This window comes from Shinella sp. OV683, from assembly GCF_057787725.1.
Genome location: NZ_JBYMED010000002.1, coordinates 124,545 through 144,070 on the forward strand (window position 1 = coordinate 124,545; position 19,526 = coordinate 144,070).

18 protein-coding genes are annotated in these 19,526 nt (G+C 56.7%); 3 read left to right on the forward strand and 15 right to left on the reverse strand.

All coding sequences use genetic code 11. From position 1 onward, the window contains the following. Window positions 1-7: 7 nt before the first annotated feature. From ACXHRN_RS27550 to ACXHRN_RS27580, 7 genes are all read right to left on the reverse strand, one after another. Window positions 8-160, reverse strand: coding sequence for a hypothetical protein (locus tag ACXHRN_RS27550; RefSeq protein WP_488642274.1), 153 nt, complete (start codon window positions 158-160; stop codon window positions 8-10). A 9-nt stretch (window positions 161-169) separates the two neighbouring features. Beyond that, entirely contained in the window at window positions 170-505 is a 336-nt protein-coding gene (locus ACXHRN_RS27555; RefSeq protein ID WP_488642275.1) for a hypothetical protein, read from the reverse strand. Between the two features lie 118 nt (window positions 506-623). Next, entirely contained in the window at window positions 624-1,538 is a 915-nt protein-coding gene (locus ACXHRN_RS27560; RefSeq protein ID WP_488642276.1) for a TIR domain-containing protein, read from the reverse strand. A gap of 103 nt (window positions 1,539-1,641) precedes the next feature. Beyond that, on the reverse strand, window positions 1,642-2,208 hold the full coding sequence (locus tag ACXHRN_RS27565; RefSeq protein ID WP_488642277.1) for a Pycsar system effector family protein: 567 nt from the start codon (window positions 2,206-2,208) through the stop codon (window positions 1,642-1,644). Continuing rightward, on the reverse strand, window positions 2,145-3,014 hold the full coding sequence (locus ACXHRN_RS27570) for an E2 domain-associated cysteine-rich protein (RefSeq protein ID WP_488642278.1): 870 nt from the start codon (window positions 3,012-3,014) through the stop codon (window positions 2,145-2,147). The genes ACXHRN_RS27565 and ACXHRN_RS27570 overlap by 64 nt, the downstream gene beginning before the upstream one ends. Then, window positions 3,011-3,775: an ABC transporter permease subunit gene (locus ACXHRN_RS27575; protein ID WP_488642279.1), complete on the reverse strand. Its 765-nt coding sequence runs from the start codon at window positions 3,773-3,775 to the stop codon at window positions 3,011-3,013. Before ACXHRN_RS27575 ends, ACXHRN_RS27570 begins: the two co-directional genes overlap by 4 nt. A 12-nt stretch (window positions 3,776-3,787) precedes the next feature. After that, complete coding sequence (locus ACXHRN_RS27580) at window positions 3,788-4,447, reverse strand: ABC transporter permease subunit (RefSeq protein WP_488642280.1); 660 nt, start codon at window positions 4,445-4,447, stop codon at window positions 3,788-3,790. A gap of 275 nt (window positions 4,448-4,722) precedes the next feature. Between ACXHRN_RS27580 and ACXHRN_RS27585 the strand changes: the two genes are divergently transcribed. After that, window positions 4,723-5,640, forward strand: a complete 918-nt coding sequence (locus ACXHRN_RS27585) for a LysR family transcriptional regulator (protein ID WP_488642281.1) — start codon at window positions 4,723-4,725, stop codon at window positions 5,638-5,640. A gap of 259 nt (window positions 5,641-5,899) precedes the next feature. On the opposite strand, the gene ACXHRN_RS27590 is transcribed toward ACXHRN_RS27585, so the two are convergent. Next, window positions 5,900-6,580, reverse strand: coding sequence for a YoaK family protein (locus ACXHRN_RS27590; protein ID WP_488642282.1), 681 nt, complete (start codon window positions 6,578-6,580; stop codon window positions 5,900-5,902). 321 nt (window positions 6,581-6,901) lie between these two features. Then, the gene (locus ACXHRN_RS27595) at window positions 6,902-8,578 is read right to left on the reverse strand and encodes a GMC family oxidoreductase (RefSeq protein ID WP_488642283.1); all 1,677 of its coding nucleotides are present in this window, start codon (window positions 8,576-8,578) and stop codon (window positions 6,902-6,904) included. 506 nt (window positions 8,579-9,084) lie between these two features. On the opposite strand from ACXHRN_RS27595, the gene ACXHRN_RS27600 reads away from it, so the two are divergent. Then, entirely contained in the window at window positions 9,085-9,876 is a 792-nt protein-coding gene (locus ACXHRN_RS27600) for an SDR family NAD(P)-dependent oxidoreductase (RefSeq protein WP_488642284.1), read from the forward strand. 118 nt (window positions 9,877-9,994) lie between these two features. Here ACXHRN_RS27600 and ACXHRN_RS27605 read toward each other — a convergent pair whose 3' ends face one another. The 4 genes from ACXHRN_RS27605 to ACXHRN_RS27620 all read right to left on the reverse strand — a co-directional run bounded on the left by ACXHRN_RS27605 (window position 9,995) and on the right by ACXHRN_RS27620 (window position 14,813). Further along, window positions 9,995-11,890, reverse strand: a complete 1,896-nt coding sequence (locus ACXHRN_RS27605; RefSeq protein ID WP_488642285.1) for a sigma-54-dependent Fis family transcriptional regulator — start codon at window positions 11,888-11,890, stop codon at window positions 9,995-9,997. A 541-nt stretch (window positions 11,891-12,431) separates the two neighbouring features. Then, window positions 12,432-13,034, reverse strand: coding sequence for a 3,4-dihydroxy-2-butanone-4-phosphate synthase (gene ribB / locus ACXHRN_RS27610; protein ID WP_488642286.1), 603 nt, complete (start codon window positions 13,032-13,034; stop codon window positions 12,432-12,434). Between the two features lie 102 nt (window positions 13,035-13,136). Continuing rightward, entirely contained in the window at window positions 13,137-14,225 is a 1,089-nt protein-coding gene (locus tag ACXHRN_RS27615) for an LLM class flavin-dependent oxidoreductase (RefSeq protein ID WP_488642287.1), read from the reverse strand. A gap of 51 nt (window positions 14,226-14,276) precedes the next feature. After that, window positions 14,277-14,813 carry a flavin reductase family protein gene (locus tag ACXHRN_RS27620; protein WP_488642288.1) on the reverse strand — a complete coding sequence of 179 codons (537 nt, stop codon included), beginning with the start codon at window positions 14,811-14,813 and terminating at the stop codon, window positions 14,277-14,279. A 287-nt stretch (window positions 14,814-15,100) separates the two neighbouring features. On the opposite strand from ACXHRN_RS27620, the gene ACXHRN_RS27625 reads away from it, so the two are divergent. Then, window positions 15,101-16,174, forward strand: a complete 1,074-nt coding sequence (locus tag ACXHRN_RS27625) for a zinc-binding dehydrogenase (protein ID WP_488642289.1) — start codon at window positions 15,101-15,103, stop codon at window positions 16,172-16,174. Window positions 16,175-16,239: 65 nt separating this feature from the next. Here the strand turns inward: ACXHRN_RS27625 and pcaF are convergent, their stop codons facing one another. Continuing rightward, window positions 16,240-17,445 carry a 3-oxoadipyl-CoA thiolase gene (gene pcaF, locus ACXHRN_RS27630; RefSeq protein WP_488642290.1) on the reverse strand — a complete coding sequence of 402 codons (1,206 nt, stop codon included), beginning with the start codon at window positions 17,443-17,445 and terminating at the stop codon, window positions 16,240-16,242. Between the two features lies 1 nt (window position 17,446). Then, a complete protein-coding gene (locus ACXHRN_RS27635) occupies window positions 17,447-19,525 on the reverse strand; it encodes an FAD-dependent oxidoreductase (protein WP_488642291.1) in 2,079 nt (692 codons plus the stop codon). Between the last annotated feature and the right edge of the window lies 1 nt (window position 19,526).

Consider the following 19,526-nt stretch of genomic DNA (forward strand, 5'->3'; position numbering starts at 1 on the left):
GCGCTCGCTACTCGATCACATAGCCCAGCGCCCGATAACCCACGCGTCGCTTCGCTGCCATCCGAGCCAGAACCGGAACGGCGTTATCGACATAGTCGACGACCATCACATCTCTCTTACCATCATGTTGACGATGCAGACGACCGACATACTGCGCCAAGGTTCCTTTCTAGGCGATCGGCATCGTCAGGAATAACGTGTCGAGCCGAGCATCGTCGAAGCCTTCACCAACATAGCGACCGATCGCAAGGATCAGTCGCTCGTGATCATCCGGCACATGCAATGCGGCGGCGGATAGTCTGCGCTCGCCCGCAGACATGCCGCCCCGCAGCACCACGAGATTTTTCACGAATGGCGAGAACCGCTGCTGAAGATAATCGAGGTGGTCCTTTCGCTCCGTAAGGACGATGGGCGAACGCTTGGCCTCAAGCGATTTCAGCGCGTCGTCAAAGATCAGGTCATTCCGGCTACCGTCCTGCGCCAGGGCCGCATAGATCGCCGGCATCGACGGGCGTTCGGCCGACGCCAGGGACTCTGGTAGCTCAAATTTCGTCGAGCGGTCACGAACGCGATGGCGAATACCACGCTCGGCAGCTTGAACCCTTGCATCGACCCGCTACAACTCACCCATTGAATGCTCCCAGGTCCTGGATGTGCTTGCAAAGCCGGTCGCACGCAGGCGCAATCAGCGCCGCTGCATCCTTGCCGCTTTCGAACCGATATGGGATTGCGGTAATGCCGCTCAGGTCACTGGGAAGCTTGACCTTCTTCTCACGAGGTTCCATCAGAATCGCACGCTGGCGACCGAGCTTCCCCATGAAAAGCCCGAGTTCGAAGACGACGTTGTCGCGGGGGCTGGGCCAATCCTTACCGCGGCTCTCAGTGAAGTCGTCGGCATGTGCGATAGCAATCGCGAAGTCGGAATCGTCCACCTCGGCCTCAAGATCCTGGAGGGTGTAATTCGCTACCCGGAAAACGCCATCGGTCCAGATCGTGGTGATGAAGGGATCATGCTCGAACGCGTTGCGGACTAGGCGAGCCACGGGCAGCGCCTCTGCTGACGAAATGATGAAGACACGGATCTTCTCAGGGTAGATGCCAACGTACTTGTTACGCTCGAGAAGGCGCCGGGAGAGGGACCGGGCGATTTGCCGATACATGTCCGGATATTTCTTCGCCAACGCCGTAAACTGCTGTGAGGTCAACTTGGCTACGAGAGAAGCTTCCTCGGCGATCACGGTAGCAGAGCGACGCTGTGTCGGTTCGATCGCTGCCATCTCACCGACGTGATCGCCACGTCCACGTATCCCAAGGCGGCGACTGTTGACGTGTAAGCTGAATGACCCGGATATGATGAAAAAGATGTTATCGTCCTCCTCATTCTGCTCGATGAGAATTTCCCCCGCCCCGAGTTCCCGCAGTTCGATAATTTCAGCGAGTTCTTCGGCGAGTGCGGCGTCGTGGCCGACGATTGATTGGGAGACGAAGGCCTCGAGCCTAAGTTGCTTTCCGTCCGCTCCCTGGAAGCGATCAAACATTTTACTCACTACTTAGTTCGCCAATATGTCATGGACCAAATCCCGTCGTTGCCATGTTGCGGCTACTGCCATTGTCGTCAGCGAGCGTCATCTGGCGGCACCGTCAGCAAGAAAATTGGGCAATCAACCAGTGAGCGACGAACACGATCGGCGGGACAAGCATGCAGGCGAAGGCAAACAGAACCACCGTCCCGGCCCAGGAAAACATCCTGAATTTCCTGTGCGCGATCGACGCCTGGATCGCTGTCTGCACTCCAAGATCGCGGAGGTAGGTTGCTGTGGCGGTTTCCCCCTCTTGGGGCATGTATTCCCTCTGCACCATTTCGGGATAGTCCTTCACGCCACCTCGCACGATGTCACCGAAGTAGAGCAGATTCACCAGATCATCATCGCGTTTGTAGACTTGGTCCAGCAAGCGCGGAAGTAGCGACTTCAAACACAGGGTAGCAGCCAGAACGAGCAGGGGGAGAGCGATCTCGAACGCGTACTTGTAGCCGAAGGGGAGATTGTCCGGAGACCTGAGAAGGTTGATGATGGCTCCGATCCACACGGAAGAGAATGTCAGCAGGGCAGCATTTTTCGTTTCAGCAAATTTGACGAAATCGATCATTCTGCCGTGGTTGGCAGACATGAGCTTCTCAAAGGATTCCTGCTGGTCATTCTTTGCCATCGGTCAGTTGCTTCCGGTTGTTGTATCGCGAGCGGGCAATCATCCATCGTCCCGCAGCAAGTCTGATTGCTCAATCGTAGGTAGTCGTAGAACACTTTCTCGGCCCTTTTCCATCCTTCTAGATTGAGCACAAGGTCGGCAAGCTGGCGCCCGTGATCACCACAATCGGCAATAGGAAGGCGAAGGAATTCACCTCTGTCGCACTTGCAGCGTTGGCGAAGTGTCATCACCCGTCGCTCCTCCTGCTGAACGGTCAGCAGCCGTCGTCCGTCTTGGACAAGGGCAATCCGGTTCCGTCCTCGCCGTTTCACTCGAAGGCGGCCATCCTGCATAGCGGCTAGGAACTGGGGGCCCAGCGCTACAGCGTTCCCTTCTGCCAATGCCTGAAACCATGCAGCAGTCGGCCCGTGCGCGCGGGCATCGGATTTGCCGGGCCAGCTCCGGAGCGCTGCCGCCGAGCGCTGACGAAGAAGGAAGGTCAGGACCTTGCCCCACCAAGCCTCGGCATCCTCGCTGTTCTTGATCGCGGAGGGTTCAACCTCGCCCCAATAGAGGCAAAATGAACCGTCGATATTGATGTGCCTTTCGGCGCAGAACGAGGGTAGAAGGTTCGTAGTCTGCTCCTTGACGCTGACGGTGTCGTGCATCCGACTGATCTCGAGAATGAACTCGGGTACCGGAGCGCCGGATGGGCTTGGCGGATGGACGCCATAGATCGCTACCCCGCCCGCGGACGAAATCAGGCGGGCGTGGTGTTCTTTCGCGACGCTACTAATGTGGTCGATCGGGGACAACGAGGTGCTCAATCGAGCCTCGCGTAAGGGCGGAACGGCACTTCAGCCGCCTTGACGATGGCGGGACTGCTGGCCGCGTAGAGCGTTGCCCGTGCTGTCTTCGCAACGGAATTGTTCTCGGCCGCGAGGGCTTCGAGCGCAATATCATAAGTTAGGTTGGATACGCGGCGGGTCGATCCGAACAGCTTCCGGACCGAGGCGGGGCCATCGTCGTAAGCCGTCTGGCCGATTGCCGTCTGGACCCCATTGCAGCGCTTCTGTTCGTTTTCTGAAGCGAGCACTGACCGTCCCGTCGAGCAACGAACGCGACTTCCTTGCATGCCGAGACGCGTGATCGCTCCCGGGCCAAATTCGAAACCGATGGCGAGCCCGAGATCGTCGGTGTCGACGCCATTGTCTTCGAGGCGCTCGATGGCAAGAATGCCGCCACAGAACAGCTCTGTCGTGTAAGCGGCGCTGTTCAATGAAAAAGTGAGCAGCGCGCACCAAAATGGTTCGCGCAACAGCGGCCAGGCGATACTGTTTCGGACGATCTCAAGCTGACCGAGCCCGTAATAAACCAGGAACAACTGGACAAGCAGCGGCGTGCCGCGAAAAGCATAGGTGTATGAGAGGGCGGCTCCGGAGAGAACGCGGTTCGAGGACGCCCTGACGAAGCCTAATGGAACCGACACCGTAAAGCCGATTGCCAGAGAGAGCAGGGTCAAGCCGAGCGTTAGCAGCACGCCGCCGGCGAGAACGCCTATGCTTTCGAATATCAGATGAAAATCCACGTCCTGATCCCTTCAGTGACCGGGTATTGCAAGCCGCTGCTGGACCAGCCGAAACGACAAAAGCGACACGCTGGTGAGCAGGAGATAGAGGGCCGAAGCCGCGAGATAAAAAACAAGCGGTGCGCGCATCGAGCCGGCACCGACAAATGCAACCCGCATGATGTCGGTAAGGCCGACGACGGAAATCAGCGATGTGTCCTTCAGGAGCGAGACCCAGAGATTGCAGAAGCCGGGGAGGGCGACACGTATCATCTGCGGCACGATCACCAGAAGCCACGCCTGCCACGACGAAAGGCCAAGAGTCGCGGCAGCTTCGCGTTGGCCAGATGGTATGCTGGCGATCGCGCCGCGGAATATCTCGGCGGAGTAGGCGCCGAAGACGGTCGTCAGTGCAACCACGCCCGCCGCGAACGGGCTGATCTCGACGTAACGGCCAAACACCACGGTAATCGCGGCGGTCCCGCCGAAATAGATCACAAGGATGACCAGCAGCTCCGGCAGCCCGCGGACAATTGTCGTGAAGCCTCGTGCGATAAGTGAAGCCAGCCGGAAGCGGGAAAGCTTGATCGTAGCAACAATCAGACCAAGTGCTGTCCCCAGCATACCACTCGCCAGTGAGACGGCAATGGTCACCTGCAGACCGAGCAGAAATTGTAAGAAAAATCCAGACACGTGGTCATTCTTTCAGTTTTGTGTTTGGGTCGAGCAGATCAATACTCAAGAAAATCGGATTTCAGCGAGCGTTGTACTGGCGTACTACCGATAGTGGCATGTTAGGAAAGCGGATAATCTGCGGTAATTCTTTTCTTTTTCTTAAAATATACTTTGACTTTGCGACGTCAATTTATAAGCTGCAAATATTGCTGATAAGCGCTGCTTATAGGCTCTAAGTAGTCGAGACTGGGTGGCCGACGTCGATCCACCGATGAATATGGCCGGGGTGATAAATGGTCCGCAAAACTGCAAGCGGCGGTAGACTTCGTCAGCTACAAGTCTTTCGTGAGGTTCTTCGAGCCGGCTCCGAGCGATCCGCCGCGAAAATTCTGCAAATCAGTCAGCCGGCCGTCAGCCAGCACATCAAACAGCTTGAGACAGAAATCGGGTTCACGCTCTTTAGCCGCAGCAACCATCAATTCGCTCCGACGGAGCGTGCATGGGACGTGTTGCGCAGCGTCGACGGTGCTCTCCAGAGTGTAGACAAGATCGAAGATTTGCTGACCTCATTGCAGGGACACGAGGCCAAAACGATTGGCTTGGCGGCGCCGAGCGTCTTCAGTCTTCGCGCCATTCCAAACGCGATAAAGGCCGTTCGCCAGAGTGGAAATCTCTGTGCGTTCCAGGTGAAGTCCGGGACCTATCGGGAAATCGGAGAGCATGTTCTCAACGGTCGTGCCGACATCGGAGTTTCCCGTTTGCCCCTTGAGGAAAAGGCGTTCGATTGGGTTCCGGCGTCCACGGCAAGAAACGTTTGCCTGTTCAAAAGAGGTCATGAGCTCGGCAGCAAGAACGTGGTGACGCCCCAAGACATCGCCGCCGAGGCTATTATCGATATCGAGCCACAGTATTCTGCGCATCAGATGAATATCAACGCTCTGCGGTATATGGGTGTCGCGCCTGACCTGGCTGTTGAGTTCGATGCGAACGGTCACGACGCCGGATACGTCGCCGCCGGCATTGGAATATCCATAACCAACAATGTGATCGCGGCGGAATACGAGGCATTTGGGTTGGACCACCGGCCGTTCGAGCCGTCTGCGGTTTACCACTATGTGGTTTTCTGGCGCAAAGGGCGCCAGCTTAGTCCGCCTATGCAGCTGATTGTCGAGGCGTTGGTGAACTCTTTCCGTGTGGTTTGTCCAACCTGAGATTTTCGGATGGCGGGTAGCAGCAGCACCGCCGGAACCGTTCTCCCCAAAGCGCCTCGAACGGCATCAACGATCATCGCTAAGTCACTGATAAAACACAAGAAAATCGCATAATCTATCTTATGGAACTGAAAACTTAATTGAAACAACTCCGCGGGTGCATCATCGATCCGCACCTTCTGTCCGGTCTTGGATCACCAACCAGGATGCCAAATTTCCCGTGTGTCAGCTATGGACCCTAGTCGATGTGCCTGGCTTCCTACCCTGCGTCACGCAGGAATGGCGCCTGGAGCCAAATTCCGATCAGAGCAAGAATAGGCGGGAAAACGAAGCACCACATTCCAAGTTGGATATAGGCGAGTGCTGCTAATGCACAGCCCAATGCAAATGTGACAACCGCAACGATGAGCCTAACTACGCCAGGCTTGATCGCGGCGGCGTCATCTTCTCCTCTTGGATAAAGCAAAGCCGCAACGTCCAACATGATTTGGGTTATCATGCCCGTCATCAGTGTCGTGGGTGGAGCGCCCTTGAGGCGAACACGGTGGAAACCGTTCTGGATGGCCATGGCTGAGACCAGGAACAAACCAGTAGCGATCAACGGGAGGCCATCCGGATCGTCGAACTTGCCATAGTGAATAGCGAGTACCGCTGCCGCTGAGAGGAGTAGGAACTGGACAATAATCATTGTCACCATTGCTCTCCGTTCTAACATAGAAATCCGAAGAGAAACGGAGCGCACAATCAGGATTGTCAGACAGAATAGTGGCAGTGCCAGCAACTTGCTCAGAATGCCGGTACTCCCATGAGCTAGCGCCGCGCCGATCATGACGAAATTTCCAGTCACGTGGGCAGTGAACAGGCCATTCAGCGCGAGAAATCCTGCTGTGTCGACAAATCCACCAATAAAACTCAGAAGTACAGAGAGCGAATTTTTCATGTGACCACGTCAGTTATTCAAAATTTGTCGCAAAGTGGGCGCTCACTATATTAGATAAGTTCAGTTGTTTTCGCGCCTGCGCGTCGCACGAACATTATTTGCCTGCCTTATTACTGCAGGTTATTATTGGAATCTCGACGCGACATCAGAACTTTTAAATCGGCGCAGATGGCGTAGAAAAATCAACTGGTAACATTCCGCCGAAGAACCATCACAGCGCGCAAAGCCTGGCGATCGCACATCCTGCAAACACTGATCGTTCGTTAATAACGTATTCGGTGCCTAGTCCCCTTGTCCCAGGCACCGCTGCCTCTTGGTACCCTAGCTGCCTCGAGCGATCAGATCGGCTGCACGATATCCGATGAACGCAGTCGGCGCCATGGTATGACCCCGAATAAGGCTGGGCATCACTGATGCGTCCGCGACGCGTAGGCCAACGATCCCTTTGACCTTGAGATTCTCGTCTACTACAGCGTGAGGGTCGTCAAACGCGCCCATCCGCACGGTGCCCACAGGGTGAAAGACCGTTCCAGTGTCCGCGCGTACATGAGCCTCGAGCTCAGCGTCACTCGCATCTGCCGGGGGAAAGACAAACTCAGCCCATGGTGCGAGCAGGGGTGCGGTTGCGATCTTGTGCGCTATTCGCAAACCCTCGATCAGCGTCGCCATATCCGCTTGGTCGCCTATATAGTTCGGGTCGATGACAGGCTTGCTAAATGGGTCGGCAGACGAGAGGCGCACGGTTCCCCGACTGCGCGGCTGAAGCATCACAGCTCCAATCGTTGTACCCGAACGGCTCTGGCTATCAGAGACATCACCGAAATAAGCACCCGATGTGTTGTAGGACATGAGCAATTCGATATCAGGTGTATTGCCGCCTTCCAGGGGCGCCCAACCAACGCCGTTTTCTGGGAAATAGCTTGATGGACCTTGATGGTTCGACGTCCACGCTGCCGTGTCTGCGTCGCTAAGGCCCAATGGGGCGGAACCAGCAACACCCGCCTCGGCAAGCGTATAAACATGCGCATAAATATGATCTTGCAGATTGCTCCCAACCGCAGGCGCATCCACATGCACTTCAATGTTCAGCGCTTCCAGATGCTCGCGCGGTCCTATCCCCGAAAGCATCAGTAGCTGTGGAGTGTTGAATGCCCCTGCGCACAGGATTACTTCGCGCCCTGACGAGACAGTTTTCAGGTCGTTGCCATCACGAAATTCAACCCCCGCGGCCCGTCCGTCCTTTACAATTACCCGTGTGACATGGGCACCAGTAACGATCGTCAGGTTGTTGCGCGAGCGTACTTCATCCGTCAAAAAGTCGTCTGCAATCGTGCGGCGGACACCATCCACAAATAGCGTCTGATAACGATCCACAACGAACGGATCGGGACCGGCGGAATCTCCGCGCTCACCCAACCCTGCCTGAACAAATGCGTCGCGCAACCGTTCGGATAAGTCGCTCGGCGACGCAATGTCCTGCATCTTGATGGAGCCGTCATGACCGCGCAGGGTGTCTGGCCCACGCTCGGTATGCTCAAGCTTCAAAAAGGCCTCCAACGCAGCCGCGCTATCCCATCCGGCCGCGCCAGCCTCGGCCCAAGCATCGTAGTCCTCCGGACGGCCGCGCAACCACGCGCCAACGTTCAGCACGTTTGAACCACCGACGGCTCTACCACGTGGATGTTCGATGGACCTTCCACCCAGGCTTGGCTGAGGAGTTGTCTCGTATGACCAATTCTTGGCGGATCCCCAAGTTAGAAAAAACGCGCCCTGGCTTCTGCCAATGTCGTACGGGTTCTCCTCCCCGGCCTCGATTAGCGCGACGCTGGCGTTCGAATCCTCACTTAAGCGGGCAGCGAGGATCGATCCTGCGACACCTGCACCAACGACGATGTAGTCGAACTTAGTTATGGGGTTCTCTGTCATGTGGCGTCCTTTTGGGATTTCAGTGAATTCCGGCCATCCGACCGCAAAATAAGGCGATAGAGAGAAGCTCATGGCCTCGACCCGGAGATTTGTTCCGCACCTTATTGTTCACATGCAAGTCAGGCGGTCGGCAAGTAGCCGACGATTTACACTGAGTAGCCGAAAATTCTACAATTCACTCCCGTAAGGACTTTTCGGCGATGTTGCACTGCTCGACTGGCGCTTGAAGAAGGTTGTTGCCTGCTGGCTGGCCGCCGACGATATTTGGTGGCCAAGTCCCGCCTCAATGCTGTCCTGCGCCTCTACACCTATGGCAGCAAGTATGCCAGCGGCGCGCTGGGACTCGCTAGGAAGAATTACGGGGCCCCGAGACAATCGTGCTCCGTTCAGAATTCTCAGGCGAGACAGCCATCTACCGGCACCCTGGCACATCTTAGGCAATTGCCGTTAGACGAGACCCTATGATCAGGTGCCCCTATGGATAGCCGCCACCAGTGTGCTGCGACAGCTGAGGCTGACAACGCAATGCGACTTCGGGCGGCAATGCCGACCTTGTCCAAGCAGCGGAGGAGTAATGCATGGAAAAGTCACAGTTTTCACTTGAAGGCAGGGTCGCACTTGTGACAGGCGGCGGTCGAGGAATTGGTGCTGGAATTGCAGTAAGCCTCGCCCAAGCCGGCGCCGATGTCATCGTCGCCGATTACACCCTGGAGCTGGCAGAAGCAGGCGCGGCCGCAGTCACTGCGCTCGGTCGCAGCAGCGCGGCAATCCAGGTCGACGTGCGCAAGGCCGAAAGCGTAGGTTCGATGATCGACACGATCGAAGCGCAGTTCGGCCGTCTCGACATTGCAATGAACAATGCCGGGGTCGTCAGCCTAGGAGGGATCGAGGAACTGACGCCCCAACAGTGGGACGATGTCATCGACATCAATCTCAAAGGTGTGTTTCTATGCTGTCAGGCTGAGATCAAGCTCATGCGCAAGGCAGGCTATGGCCGCATCATCAATACGTCATCCATCGCCGGCAAAGTCGGCTTCCCGAACCTGTCGCATTACAGCGCATCCAAGTTCGCCGTCATCGGCTTCACAAATGCGATCGCAAAAGAGGTGGCGAAGGACGGCATCACGGTGAACGCCCTTTGCCCCGGCATTGTCGGCACCGGCATGTGGCGCGGCGACAGCGGCCTTTCAAAGCTGTGGGCATCTCCCGGCGAAACCGAGGAGCAATCCTGGGAACGTCATCAGCAACTCTTCCTGCCACAGGGTGTCGCGCAGACCCCTGAAGACATGGGACAGATGGTGGTTTACATGGCGTCGGCGCCACACCTGACTGGTCAGGCGCTCGCCGTTGATGGCGGCTTCTCGCTATAGTCTTTTCGATGACATAACGGCTGCCTCAGTGAATGAGGCGGCCGCATTGCTTTTGAACTTGTATGATCCAGAACAGCGACAGCACCACGAGTTTTGAAGTCAGCTAATCGCGTCGATATCAAGACCTTGCTCGCGTCTTCTGAATTTGTATCTTTCGATAGAGCGTCGCACGCGAAACGCCGAGATAGCGCGCGGTCAATGATACATTACCGCCATTGTGGCGCAATGCGGCCTCTATTCGCGACGTCTGCGACTGGGACCTAGCTGTCAGATCCTTGCGCGCGATCTCCGACACGAGGTCTTCGGGAAGGTGCTCAAGCCCGATGCTATCGTTTTCCGCGAGTACCACCGCGTGCCGTATTGCCTGACGGAGTTCACGGATATTGCCGGGCCAATGGTAGTTCAACATCACCAATCTGGCATCGTCACTGAGGCGCAGCTCCGGCCTTCCAAATTCGCGGCTCTCCATTGTCACCAGGTCGCCGATAACACTGGCCAGATCCGGATGGTTCCTGAGCGGCGGAATGTAGACAGTGCCCCCCTTCAGCCGGTGCAGAAGGCTGAACCGGACTTTGCCGCTCTTGGCCATGCTTTCGAAGTCGGAGGTGGTTATGGCGATGATGCCCACATTCTCCAGTGCCCGCCTGCCGCGGTTTTCCAAGAGGGTTTGCAGGGCAATTTGACCCGCCTCGTTAAGTTCCTCGAAACGGTCCAGAATGATACAAAGCCGATCACGCTGCATAAGTTCAGGATGAAAAACAGTCGCTTCAGCGTTTTGGCTGGTCACGGCTGCGCAGTCGATGAACAGCGTTTCCCTGTTCTCACCAAGGCATCGGCGCGCGATGATCTCGGCAAAGCAGGTTTTGCCGCTTCCGGTCTCTCCACTGACTATCAGCGGCATTCCCGCCATATAAAGCCTTTGGGCCTTCTCCAATGCATGCGACATCATTGGGTCGATCCGGAACTCTTTGTCAGATAGATCCGAACCCAGCATGGGCGTGGCGAACATTTCCGAAAGAGTATTGCGTTTGGCTAATCCAACCGAGTCCACCGAGAACAGCCGCGACCTTTTACCCTCATGCGGATTGAAAACGGCCTGCATCACTTTGCCATCGAAATGTAGGGGCACGGATGTGCCGGGTCGCACACCCGACAGTGGCACACCCATGTGCAGGATTTCTTCTGCTGAAAGCCCTACGATATCCTCGACCGCCAGTCCGGTGAGCGCGGAAACATAAGAACTGGCACCAATGATTAATCCGTTGTCGTCAAGTGCGATGCGACCCTCTTCGGCAAGATCGTTGCTTTCAAGATCGCTGAAAAGGCGGAGCAAGTTGCTTTCCCTGAACACTTTACCAAAATAACGATTCTCGATCCGTCGTGCAGACCGTTCAACGATGTCGAGTACTACGCGATTTGTACGATCATCGCTGACACGTGCCGTCGTGACATTGATGACGCCTTGAAGCGCCCGCCCCCGTCCGAGGACCGGCGCAGTTATGCACGAGAGGTTCTGAGTAGCGATACCATAGTGCTGTTTTCCGGCAATCACGACCGATTGTCCCGAACGCAAACATGTTCCGACACCATTGGTGCCCTGTCTTTCTTCCGCCCACACAGAGCCGGGCAAGACACCAATCTTAGACATGTCGCCAAGGAACTGGTGATCGCAACGAAAAAGCATCATCACGCCTTGGGGTGACGCAAGTGAAACGAGATACTCACTGTCCACCAGGCGCAGGAACAGCTTCTCGACTTCGGGCTCGGCAACAGCGAGCAGTTCTTCATAAGACCCCGCGAGGTTTCGCATCTCAGAGTAGTCCAGTACGTCCGCGCGTGGGACGTGATCAGGAGTCAGATTGTAGTCATCCAGGCATCGTTTCCAGGAGTCGGCGACGACACCGGGAAGCGGCGCGGTCGAATCATGTCCACGAGCGTGTCGCAGACGAGTTATCTCATCAATCACCGGGTCCCGCGAAGAAACTTCATCTCCCCAGAAATCTAAATCCAACATCTTGCTCCTCCCAAAGCAATGAACGAAAAACATACTTCCAGTCCGCCGCTCTATCGGAATTCAAGAACAGGCCCGATTGGCAACAGATCTGAATAGTCCAAACGATGGAGCTCCCTTACGGAAATTAGAGGATTTTCATATCACAGAATTCTTCCTTGAGGGAGCAATTCTAACGTCCAATGGCATGCTTTGTGGTCTCGATTGCGGGAAACACCACCTCAGCGAAATAAAATAGCACTCGGCACATTCAAATCCGTCTGCCAATGCAAGATTAGAACTACCTCCATTATAGTTGCTAGTTAGGCGGTGGTCCACGGCACAGATGAGAAGCTCTGGTGATCGACGACTGTCTCAAATGTGACAGTCGTAATTTTTCGTATCAAATTCAGCACGTTGATTGAAACATGAACAGTAAAAGTGTCTCACGGACTCATAGAAGCGTAAAAAAGCGCGGTGCCGGGATGAATACATCCGACATACGAAACAGCCATAGTGAGGCAAAGTCGCATTTCCCGCTTGGGTGAGCCGGCCGACGACCGACCTAGAGGTCGGCGTTTGAATCGCGCCAGGAAATGAGTTCTTCCACCGAGATTTTCATCAAACCAAACCGGCTCGCGAAGCGTTCGATTTCGTCTCCGCGCATCATGCTACCGTCGGGATTGACCATTTCGCACAGAACACCAACGGGAATGTGACCTGCTAGGCGAACGAGATCGTAGGCAGCTTCCGTGTGTCCTTGTCTGACCATTACCCCTCCATGACGCGCGCGCAAAGGAAAGATGTGGCCTGGCCGACGCAGGGCGGTAGCATCCGGGTTGTTCGCTGCAAGGACGTGAAAGGACAGTGCGCGATCTTTGGCGGATACGCCTGTGCCGCATGCTTTTGCATCGCAGGTGACTGTAAAGGCCGTCGCGTTCGGATCATCATTCTTCGACACCATAGGTGGAAGTGCAAGAGCATCGGCCCGCGCGTCATCCATGGCAGCGCAAAGGATGCCCGTTGTATGATTGACCATGAAGGCAATCATTTCGGCGGTGATCGTTGCCGCTGAAGCAATCAGGTCACCTTCATTCTCTCGACTGTCATCATCGACGACGATGACCATGCCGCCTGCCGCAATCACCTCGATGGCCTCATCGACCATGGACGTCTCCGCTCGAACGAGCGAAGACGTTGATTGGATCGAGGGAGCTATGTCCCAATCAAGTTGCATTGGATTACTCCCTGTTTTCTAGTTCCCTCAGCCTCAGGCTGCGTTCACGATCGGCAAAACTTCCTTGGCGAGTCTCCGCATGGAGAGGCGCTCGCGCTCGAGGTTGTCGCCGCTGCCGTCCAGGCCGGCCATCAGGAGCGTGCCGAAAGGTCCGGAACGTTCGCGCAAGCTGACGAGCTTGTCGGCAACAGTCTTCGACGAGCCAAAAATGACGCTGGCCTTCACGATCGCTTCGACCGTGACATCCTCGTCTTTCATGTTGATGTCGGGCTTAGCGACGATGGTATAGTTGGCACGCTTGAGCACTTCCCACAGATAGTCGAAGTAGAACATATTCGAACCTTTCGGGTCGAGCAGCCAGTCCTCTGCCTGTGCGTCGCTCTCGGCGATCAGTATGTTGCGAGCGACTGTCCAGTCCTTGCCGGTTGGCTCGCGCCCGGCCGCTTCGCAGCCCTCCACATACTTTTGCCAGTGGCTGATTACGGTGCTTTCAGGCGCGAAGTTTGCGGTCACCGGGATCCAGCCCTTCTTGGCTGCATAGGCGACGCTGCCGCTGGCAGGCGACATCGAGGACAGCGCGATCGGCGGATGCGGTAGCTGATAGGGCTTGGCCATCGATCCCACACCGAGCTCCGGAATGATCATTTCAGTCAGCTTGATCGGCCAATGCTTGCCTGGAATGTCGTACGGAGGGTCTTGCGACCAGATCTTCAAGATGGTCGAGATCGATTCGGCCATCTTTTCGTTGCGAACATCCCCGTCCAGAACTCCGAAAAGCTCCATATCCGAAGCCAGCCCGCCGGGACCGACGCCGAAAATGAACCGGCCCTTGGACATATGGTCGAACAGAGCGGCCTCAGCAGCAACGATCGCCGGATGATGGTTCGGAAGCGCGATAACGCCAGTCGCGAACTTGATGTTCTTAGTCTGCGAGATCAGCGATGCCAGAAACATCATCGGCGCAGAGATAGGCTCTGTCACACACGAGAAATGTTCTCCGATCCAGGCTTCATCGAAACCCAGCTGGTCGGCAAGGATGATCTTATCGGTGTTTTCCTTGATCACATCGACCAGCGGACGGCTGGCCGGGTGAAGCGGCATGGCAAAAGTTCCTAGTTTCAAGGTATCCTCCCTCGGGGTTGACGAAGCCCATTTGGGCATTCGAAGTGAAATTCAGGATTTCGTCGAGTAGCCGGTTGCAAGCGACTTTCGCGTACCGTTCATCCAGATGAGTGGGGCGGCGGCTTGCTCGCCCGGCGTTGGCAGCAGCACATGACTGACGCGCCCAACAAAAATTGTGTGTGTGCTGTAGTCATGCGCTGCTTCGACGGTGCACACTTGCGATGAAAGGGCCCCGCGCAGGATAGGAAGGCCTTCAGGCCCCTCCTGCCAATGTTCCTCGGTAAACCGAGTGTCGCGCAAATCGCTGCGCGAAAACCGTTCCAGTATCTCGTGGTGCACTTCTCCCATGAGATTGATGCAGAACATGCCGGTTAGGTGAATAACTGGGTGAATAGAGGCGGACCTATTGATCGCGACTATCATCGATGGCGGGCTCATCGAGAGCGAGATAGCGCTGGTCACTGCCATACCATGGTGACCACCCTCCCCGTCTCGAGCCGTCACAAGGGAGACGCTTGCAGCCGCAATTCTCATGCTCGCTCTGAAAAGTTCAGCTAGAGATTCCTGGCTAGTAGTAGCTATCATCATGGGGCTCCTCCTCCAGCGATACATGACGCCTGAAAGGGGATATGCTTTTCCCCGTGTTCGACATGCTCAAAGATATCAGAAGCTTAGACCCTGAACACTGGCCCAAATGAACCAGCGCCGTGCCGCATGGCTGTCTCACAAGAGACAGTAGTGGCATAGAGTGCGAACGCCTTATCACTATAGTGCGATGGCGCCGGACAAACGTGCGGAATGGAGGAATTTCTCTCGCCCCGATAGCGATCGCGCCATTGAGTTTTTGAGAATTTTAGTTTGGAGGAGGAATTGAAATGAAGGCACTTCGCTTTTACGCAGCCAAAAATCTGCTTGTAGAAGATATCGCAGATCCGACGGAGCCTGCGGCCGACGAGGTCGTCATCCAGAACCGGTTTACTGGCATCTGCGGTACAGACCTGCATGAATATGCCTATGGTCCGATCTTCGTACCCAAGGAACCTCATCCGCTCACGGGATCATCGGGGCCGCAGGTCCTGGGCCATGAATTCGGTGGAGTCGTGACGAAGGTCGGCAAGGATGTGACGCACGTCGAGGTCGGCGATCGGGTGTCTGTGCAGCCGTTCATCACGCCACGCAATGGCGACTACTACACGGACCGCGCAGCATTCCAGCTTTCAGACATGATGGCGCTTGCCGGCCTAAGCTGGATCGGCGGGGGCATGGCCGAACAGGCTCTCCTGAAGGGTTACAACGTCTACAAGGTGCCCGATGAACTGACCGATGAGGATGCAGCCCTCGTCGAACCCACCGCGGTGGCCGTGTATGCCTGCGACCGCGGCGGCGTGAAACAGGGTAACTCCGTGCTAGTCACGGGTGCTGGGCCAATCGGCCTGCTCACGCTTCTTGCCGCGCGAGCAGCCGGCGCCGTGCAGCTGTTTCTCTCGGACATCAATCCAACGCGCCTTGCGATTGCAAAGAAGATCATTCCGGATGTGGTTACGATCAACCCGAAAAACGAGTCCGTCGGCGACGTCGTGCGCGCGGCAACCGAAGGCAATGTAGGCTGCGACGTGGCGCTCGAATGCGTCGGCAACACTCTTGCATTGCAGGCCTGCGTCGACGCGGTCCGCAAGCAGGGCGTCGTCGTTCAAGTTGGCTTGCATCAAGGAGAGGCCCCGATAAACTGGTTCAATGTCGTCTATAAGGATATCGATATTCGCGGATCATGGGCTTATCCGGGCCAACTGTGGCCACGCGTAATGCGACTGATCGCATCCGGTCAGATACCCGCGCGCAAGGTCGTGACTAAGACCGTATCGCTTGACAACGTGGTCAAGGAAGGATTCGATCTTCTGCTGGATCCGGCCGGTACTCAGCTGAAGATATTGATCGATCTCAAGCAATAAGATTATGGAACAGAAAAGACCGGGAGCGCTTCGCTTCCGGTCCCTTCTGCATCTAGCCGGCTCCGCTACGGACGCTCGAGAAGCATGGCAACACCCTGCCCGACACCCACGCACATGGACACGACAGCGCGTCGCCCATTCAACAGTCCGAGATCGAGTGCTGCGCTGCCGGCAATGCGCGCGCCCGACATTCCTAAAGGATGCCCAAGCGCAATTGCGCCGCCGTTGGGGTTGAGACCCGGATGTTGCTCGTCGATTTCCAAGCCACGCAGGCAGGCAAGGACCTGCGAGGCGAAGGCTTCGTTGACCTCGAAGAGTTCAATGTCGCCCACACTCAGTCCGTTGTGCGCCATGAGCTTCTTGACGGCAGGTACAGGGCCGTAACCCATTATGCGCGGAGCGACACCGGCCGAGGCGGCGCCGACGATACGGGCCAGGGGTTTCAGGCCGTGTCTCTTCACAGCGCTTTCCGATGCCAGCAGCAGCGCTGCGGCGCCGTCATTCACACCTGAAGAATTGCCTGCCGTCACTGATCCCTGCACTGAAACGATGGGGCGTAGTCGGGCAAGATCTTGCGCGGACGTGTCTGGGCGCGGATGTTCGTCCATCGTCACTTCCACGGTGCGATTGCGTCCTGCGGGTGCTGTCACCGGCACAATTTCGCGAGCGAACCTTCCATTTGTCGCAGCTACGGATGCCAGCGTTTGTGAACGGAGTGCAAACCGGTCCTGATCTTCCCGACTGATCCCAAAATCCACGGCGACGTTCTCCGCTGTCTCCGGCATGGAATCGACGCCATATGCCGCCTTCATCCTGGGATTTATGAAACGCCAGCCTATCGTCGTATCCTCCATGGCTACCGTGCGCGAAAACGGACTTTCCGACTTGAGCATGACGAAGGGTGCGCGGCTCATGCTCTCGACACCACCTGCAATCGCCATATCAATTTCGCCACAGCGAATTGTCCGCGCGGCAGTGATGACCGCCTCTAGTCCCGAGGCACAAAGGCGATTGAGCGTGATGCCGGGCACCCGCTCAGGCATTCCCGCCAGCAGCGACGCCATGCGCGCGACATTGCGGTTGTCTTCGCCGCCCTGGTTGGCGCAACCAAGCCATATTTCCTCCACGGCAGCCGGATCCACCTTTGGGTTGCGGCCCAGAAGGGCGGCGATTGGAACGGCGGCAAGGTCGTCTGGCCTGACCATTGACAGGGCACCACCGTGACGCCCGATCGGCGTACGCACATAGTCACAGATAAAAACCTCAGACACTTTATTTCACCGTCACGGTTTGGTTGAGGGAATCGAAGGAACGGCCCTCACGAACGAGCGTTTCCAACAAAGGAGACACCTTCCATGACAGCGGATCGACGGCGGCAAGGCGCTGGATGTCTGCAAGAATCTTTACTGGCGTGAGATTATCGGCATAGTGCATCAACCCGCCCCGCCAGCGGGGGAAGCCGTAGCCGTGGACAAGCACCAGATCGATATCACTGGGCCGCTGAGCGATCTTTTCTTCGAGAATGGTGATCGCCTCTGCGATCATAGCCAGCAGCACGCGCTCGACTATGTCCTGTTCGCACAGAGCACGCCGAGTGATGCCTGCCTCTTCGGAGGCGCGAAGGAGTTCGGCTTCGACGACCGGGGACGGCGATGCCTTGTCGCCGGCATAGTCGTGCCACCCCGCCCCTGTCTTGCGTCCCAACCGCCCGTGGTCGTCTACAAGCCGGTCGACAATTGGCACATAGCGGATGTCATTCCTGTTGCGGAGATTCTGGCGTTTGCGATTTGCATAGGCGATATCGAGCCCGGACATGTCCTGGGCGGTATATGGTCCCATTGCCATTCCGAAGTCGCTCATGACAGCATCTATCTGAGACGGGCTGGCTCCTTCCAGCAGGAGAAGGTCCGCCGCGTGGCGATATCGCGTCAGGATGCGGTTTCCGATGAATCCGTCGCAAACACCCGACAGGACAGGCATCTTCTTGAGTTGCTTCGCCAGTTGGAATGCGGCGCCGAGAGTCTCCGGAGAGGTCATATCGCCGCGTACGATCTCCAACAGCTTCATGATATGCGCCGGGCTGAAAAAATGAAGCCCTAGAAACCGGCCGGGCATGGGAACGCGTTCAGCAAGCTGGTTTACATCGAGATAGGAAGTATTGGTCGCAAGAATCGTTCTTTCCGGCAGCGCCCCAGCTAAAGCATCGAAGATCGCCTGTTTGACCTTCATGTCTTCGAAAACCGCCTCGATCGCGAGATCGACAGGCTCTAGGTTATCGTAGCCGATCTTGTACGCAATCCTGGATTTCAGGTTGGTTGCGGCGTCGGCCGAAAGCAAACCTCGTGACGTGCCCTGCTCGACGATGCGACCGACATTTGCTTCTCCTCTATCGAGCCCGGCCTTGTCCATTTCGATGACCGTGACATCAATGCCGCTTGTCGCCAGGGCATAGGCAATCGCTGCCCCCATATTGCCCCCGCCGACAACAAGCGCATTCGCGATGTCCTTTCCCATTTTGGGAAACTGTTTGCCCTGGGAAAGCGCCGCACGCTCCGAAAAGAAGACATGCCTGAGCGCGCGCGCCTGCTTTGACGCGCGGAGTTCGAGAAATATTTTCCGCTCGCGTGCAAGCCCCTCCGTCAACGGCAGCGTGCTCGACGCGGCGACGAGGTCGATAGCTCTTGCGCGCGCATCCTGGCCGGGAAAGCGCCGAGTTGCCTGCAGCTTAGCTTTTGTGACGGAGGCGTCGTCGCTTGCCGGCGCCGGCCGGAGATCCGTTGGGACAGCCAGTTGCAAGCAAGCCCCGCTTATCGAGCGGGCCGCCTCCACTGGGACCGTGCTTACTTGATCCACGAGACCAATGGACTTAGCGCTTTCAGCGCCGACATTGTTGCCGAAGCCGATCATGTCGACCGCCCTCGCAATACCGATTAGACGTGGAAGTCGCTGCGTTCCTCCAGCACCGGGCACGACGCCGAGCGTTACCTCAGGTAGTCCCATGGTCACAACGGGCGCGGCGATACGATAGTGACTGGCGAGCGCGATCTCAAGACCGCCGCCAAGCGCAGTGCCATTGATGGCGCTGATGACACGGATGGGAAATGTGGCCAGTCGATTGAGGACGTCGTTCAGGTGCGGAGCCTGAGGTGGGGTATCGAATTCCTTCGCGTCAGCGCCGGCCGCGAAAATCGACCCTCGGCCAGTGATGATCATCCGTTCGGCCCCGGCAGCAAGCGCCTTGTTCATGGCATCGTCAAGCCCTCGGCGCTCCACCAGACCGATGGCATTTACTGGGGGGTTGTCGATCGTCACCATCGCAACGCCGTCGAGAAGCTCGAAATGTACGGTCATG

What these genes read in the sequence shown, in the direction of transcription:
- ACXHRN_RS27555 (WP_488642275.1), bottom strand. Translation starts at nt 505, where the DNA reads ATGCCGGCGATCTATGCGGCCCTGGCGCAGGACGGTAGCCGGAATGAC.
- ACXHRN_RS27560 (WP_488642276.1), bottom strand. Translation starts at nt 1,538, where the DNA reads ATGTTTGATCGCTTCCAGGGAGCGGACGGAAAGCAACTTAGGCTCGAG.
- ACXHRN_RS27565 (WP_488642277.1), bottom strand. Translation starts at nt 2,208, where the DNA reads ATGGCAAAGAATGACCAGCAGGAATCCTTTGAGAAGCTCATGTCTGCC.
- ACXHRN_RS27585 (WP_488642281.1), top strand. Translation starts at nt 4,723, where the DNA reads ATGGTCCGCAAAACTGCAAGCGGCGGTAGACTTCGTCAGCTACAAGTC.
- ACXHRN_RS27590 (WP_488642282.1), bottom strand. Translation starts at nt 6,580, where the DNA reads ATGAAAAATTCGCTCTCTGTACTTCTGAGTTTTATTGGTGGATTTGTC.
- ACXHRN_RS27595 (WP_488642283.1), bottom strand. Translation starts at nt 8,578, where the DNA reads ATGAGCTTCTCTCTATCGCCTTATTTTGCGGTCGGATGGCCGGAATTC.
- ACXHRN_RS27600 (WP_488642284.1), top strand. Translation starts at nt 9,085, where the DNA reads ATGGAAAAGTCACAGTTTTCACTTGAAGGCAGGGTCGCACTTGTGACA.
- ACXHRN_RS27605 (WP_488642285.1), bottom strand. Translation starts at nt 11,890, where the DNA reads ATGTTGGATTTAGATTTCTGGGGAGATGAAGTTTCTTCGCGGGACCCG.
- ribB (WP_488642286.1), bottom strand. Translation starts at nt 13,034, where the DNA reads ATGGTCGATGAGGCCATCGAGGTGATTGCGGCAGGCGGCATGGTCATC.
- ACXHRN_RS27620 (WP_488642288.1), bottom strand. Translation starts at nt 14,813, where the DNA reads ATGATGATAGCTACTACTAGCCAGGAATCTCTAGCTGAACTTTTCAGA.
- ACXHRN_RS27625 (WP_488642289.1), top strand. Translation starts at nt 15,101, where the DNA reads ATGAAGGCACTTCGCTTTTACGCAGCCAAAAATCTGCTTGTAGAAGAT.
- ACXHRN_RS27635 (WP_488642291.1), bottom strand. Translation starts at nt 19,525, where the DNA reads ATGACCGTACATTTCGAGCTTCTCGACGGCGTTGCGATGGTGACGATC.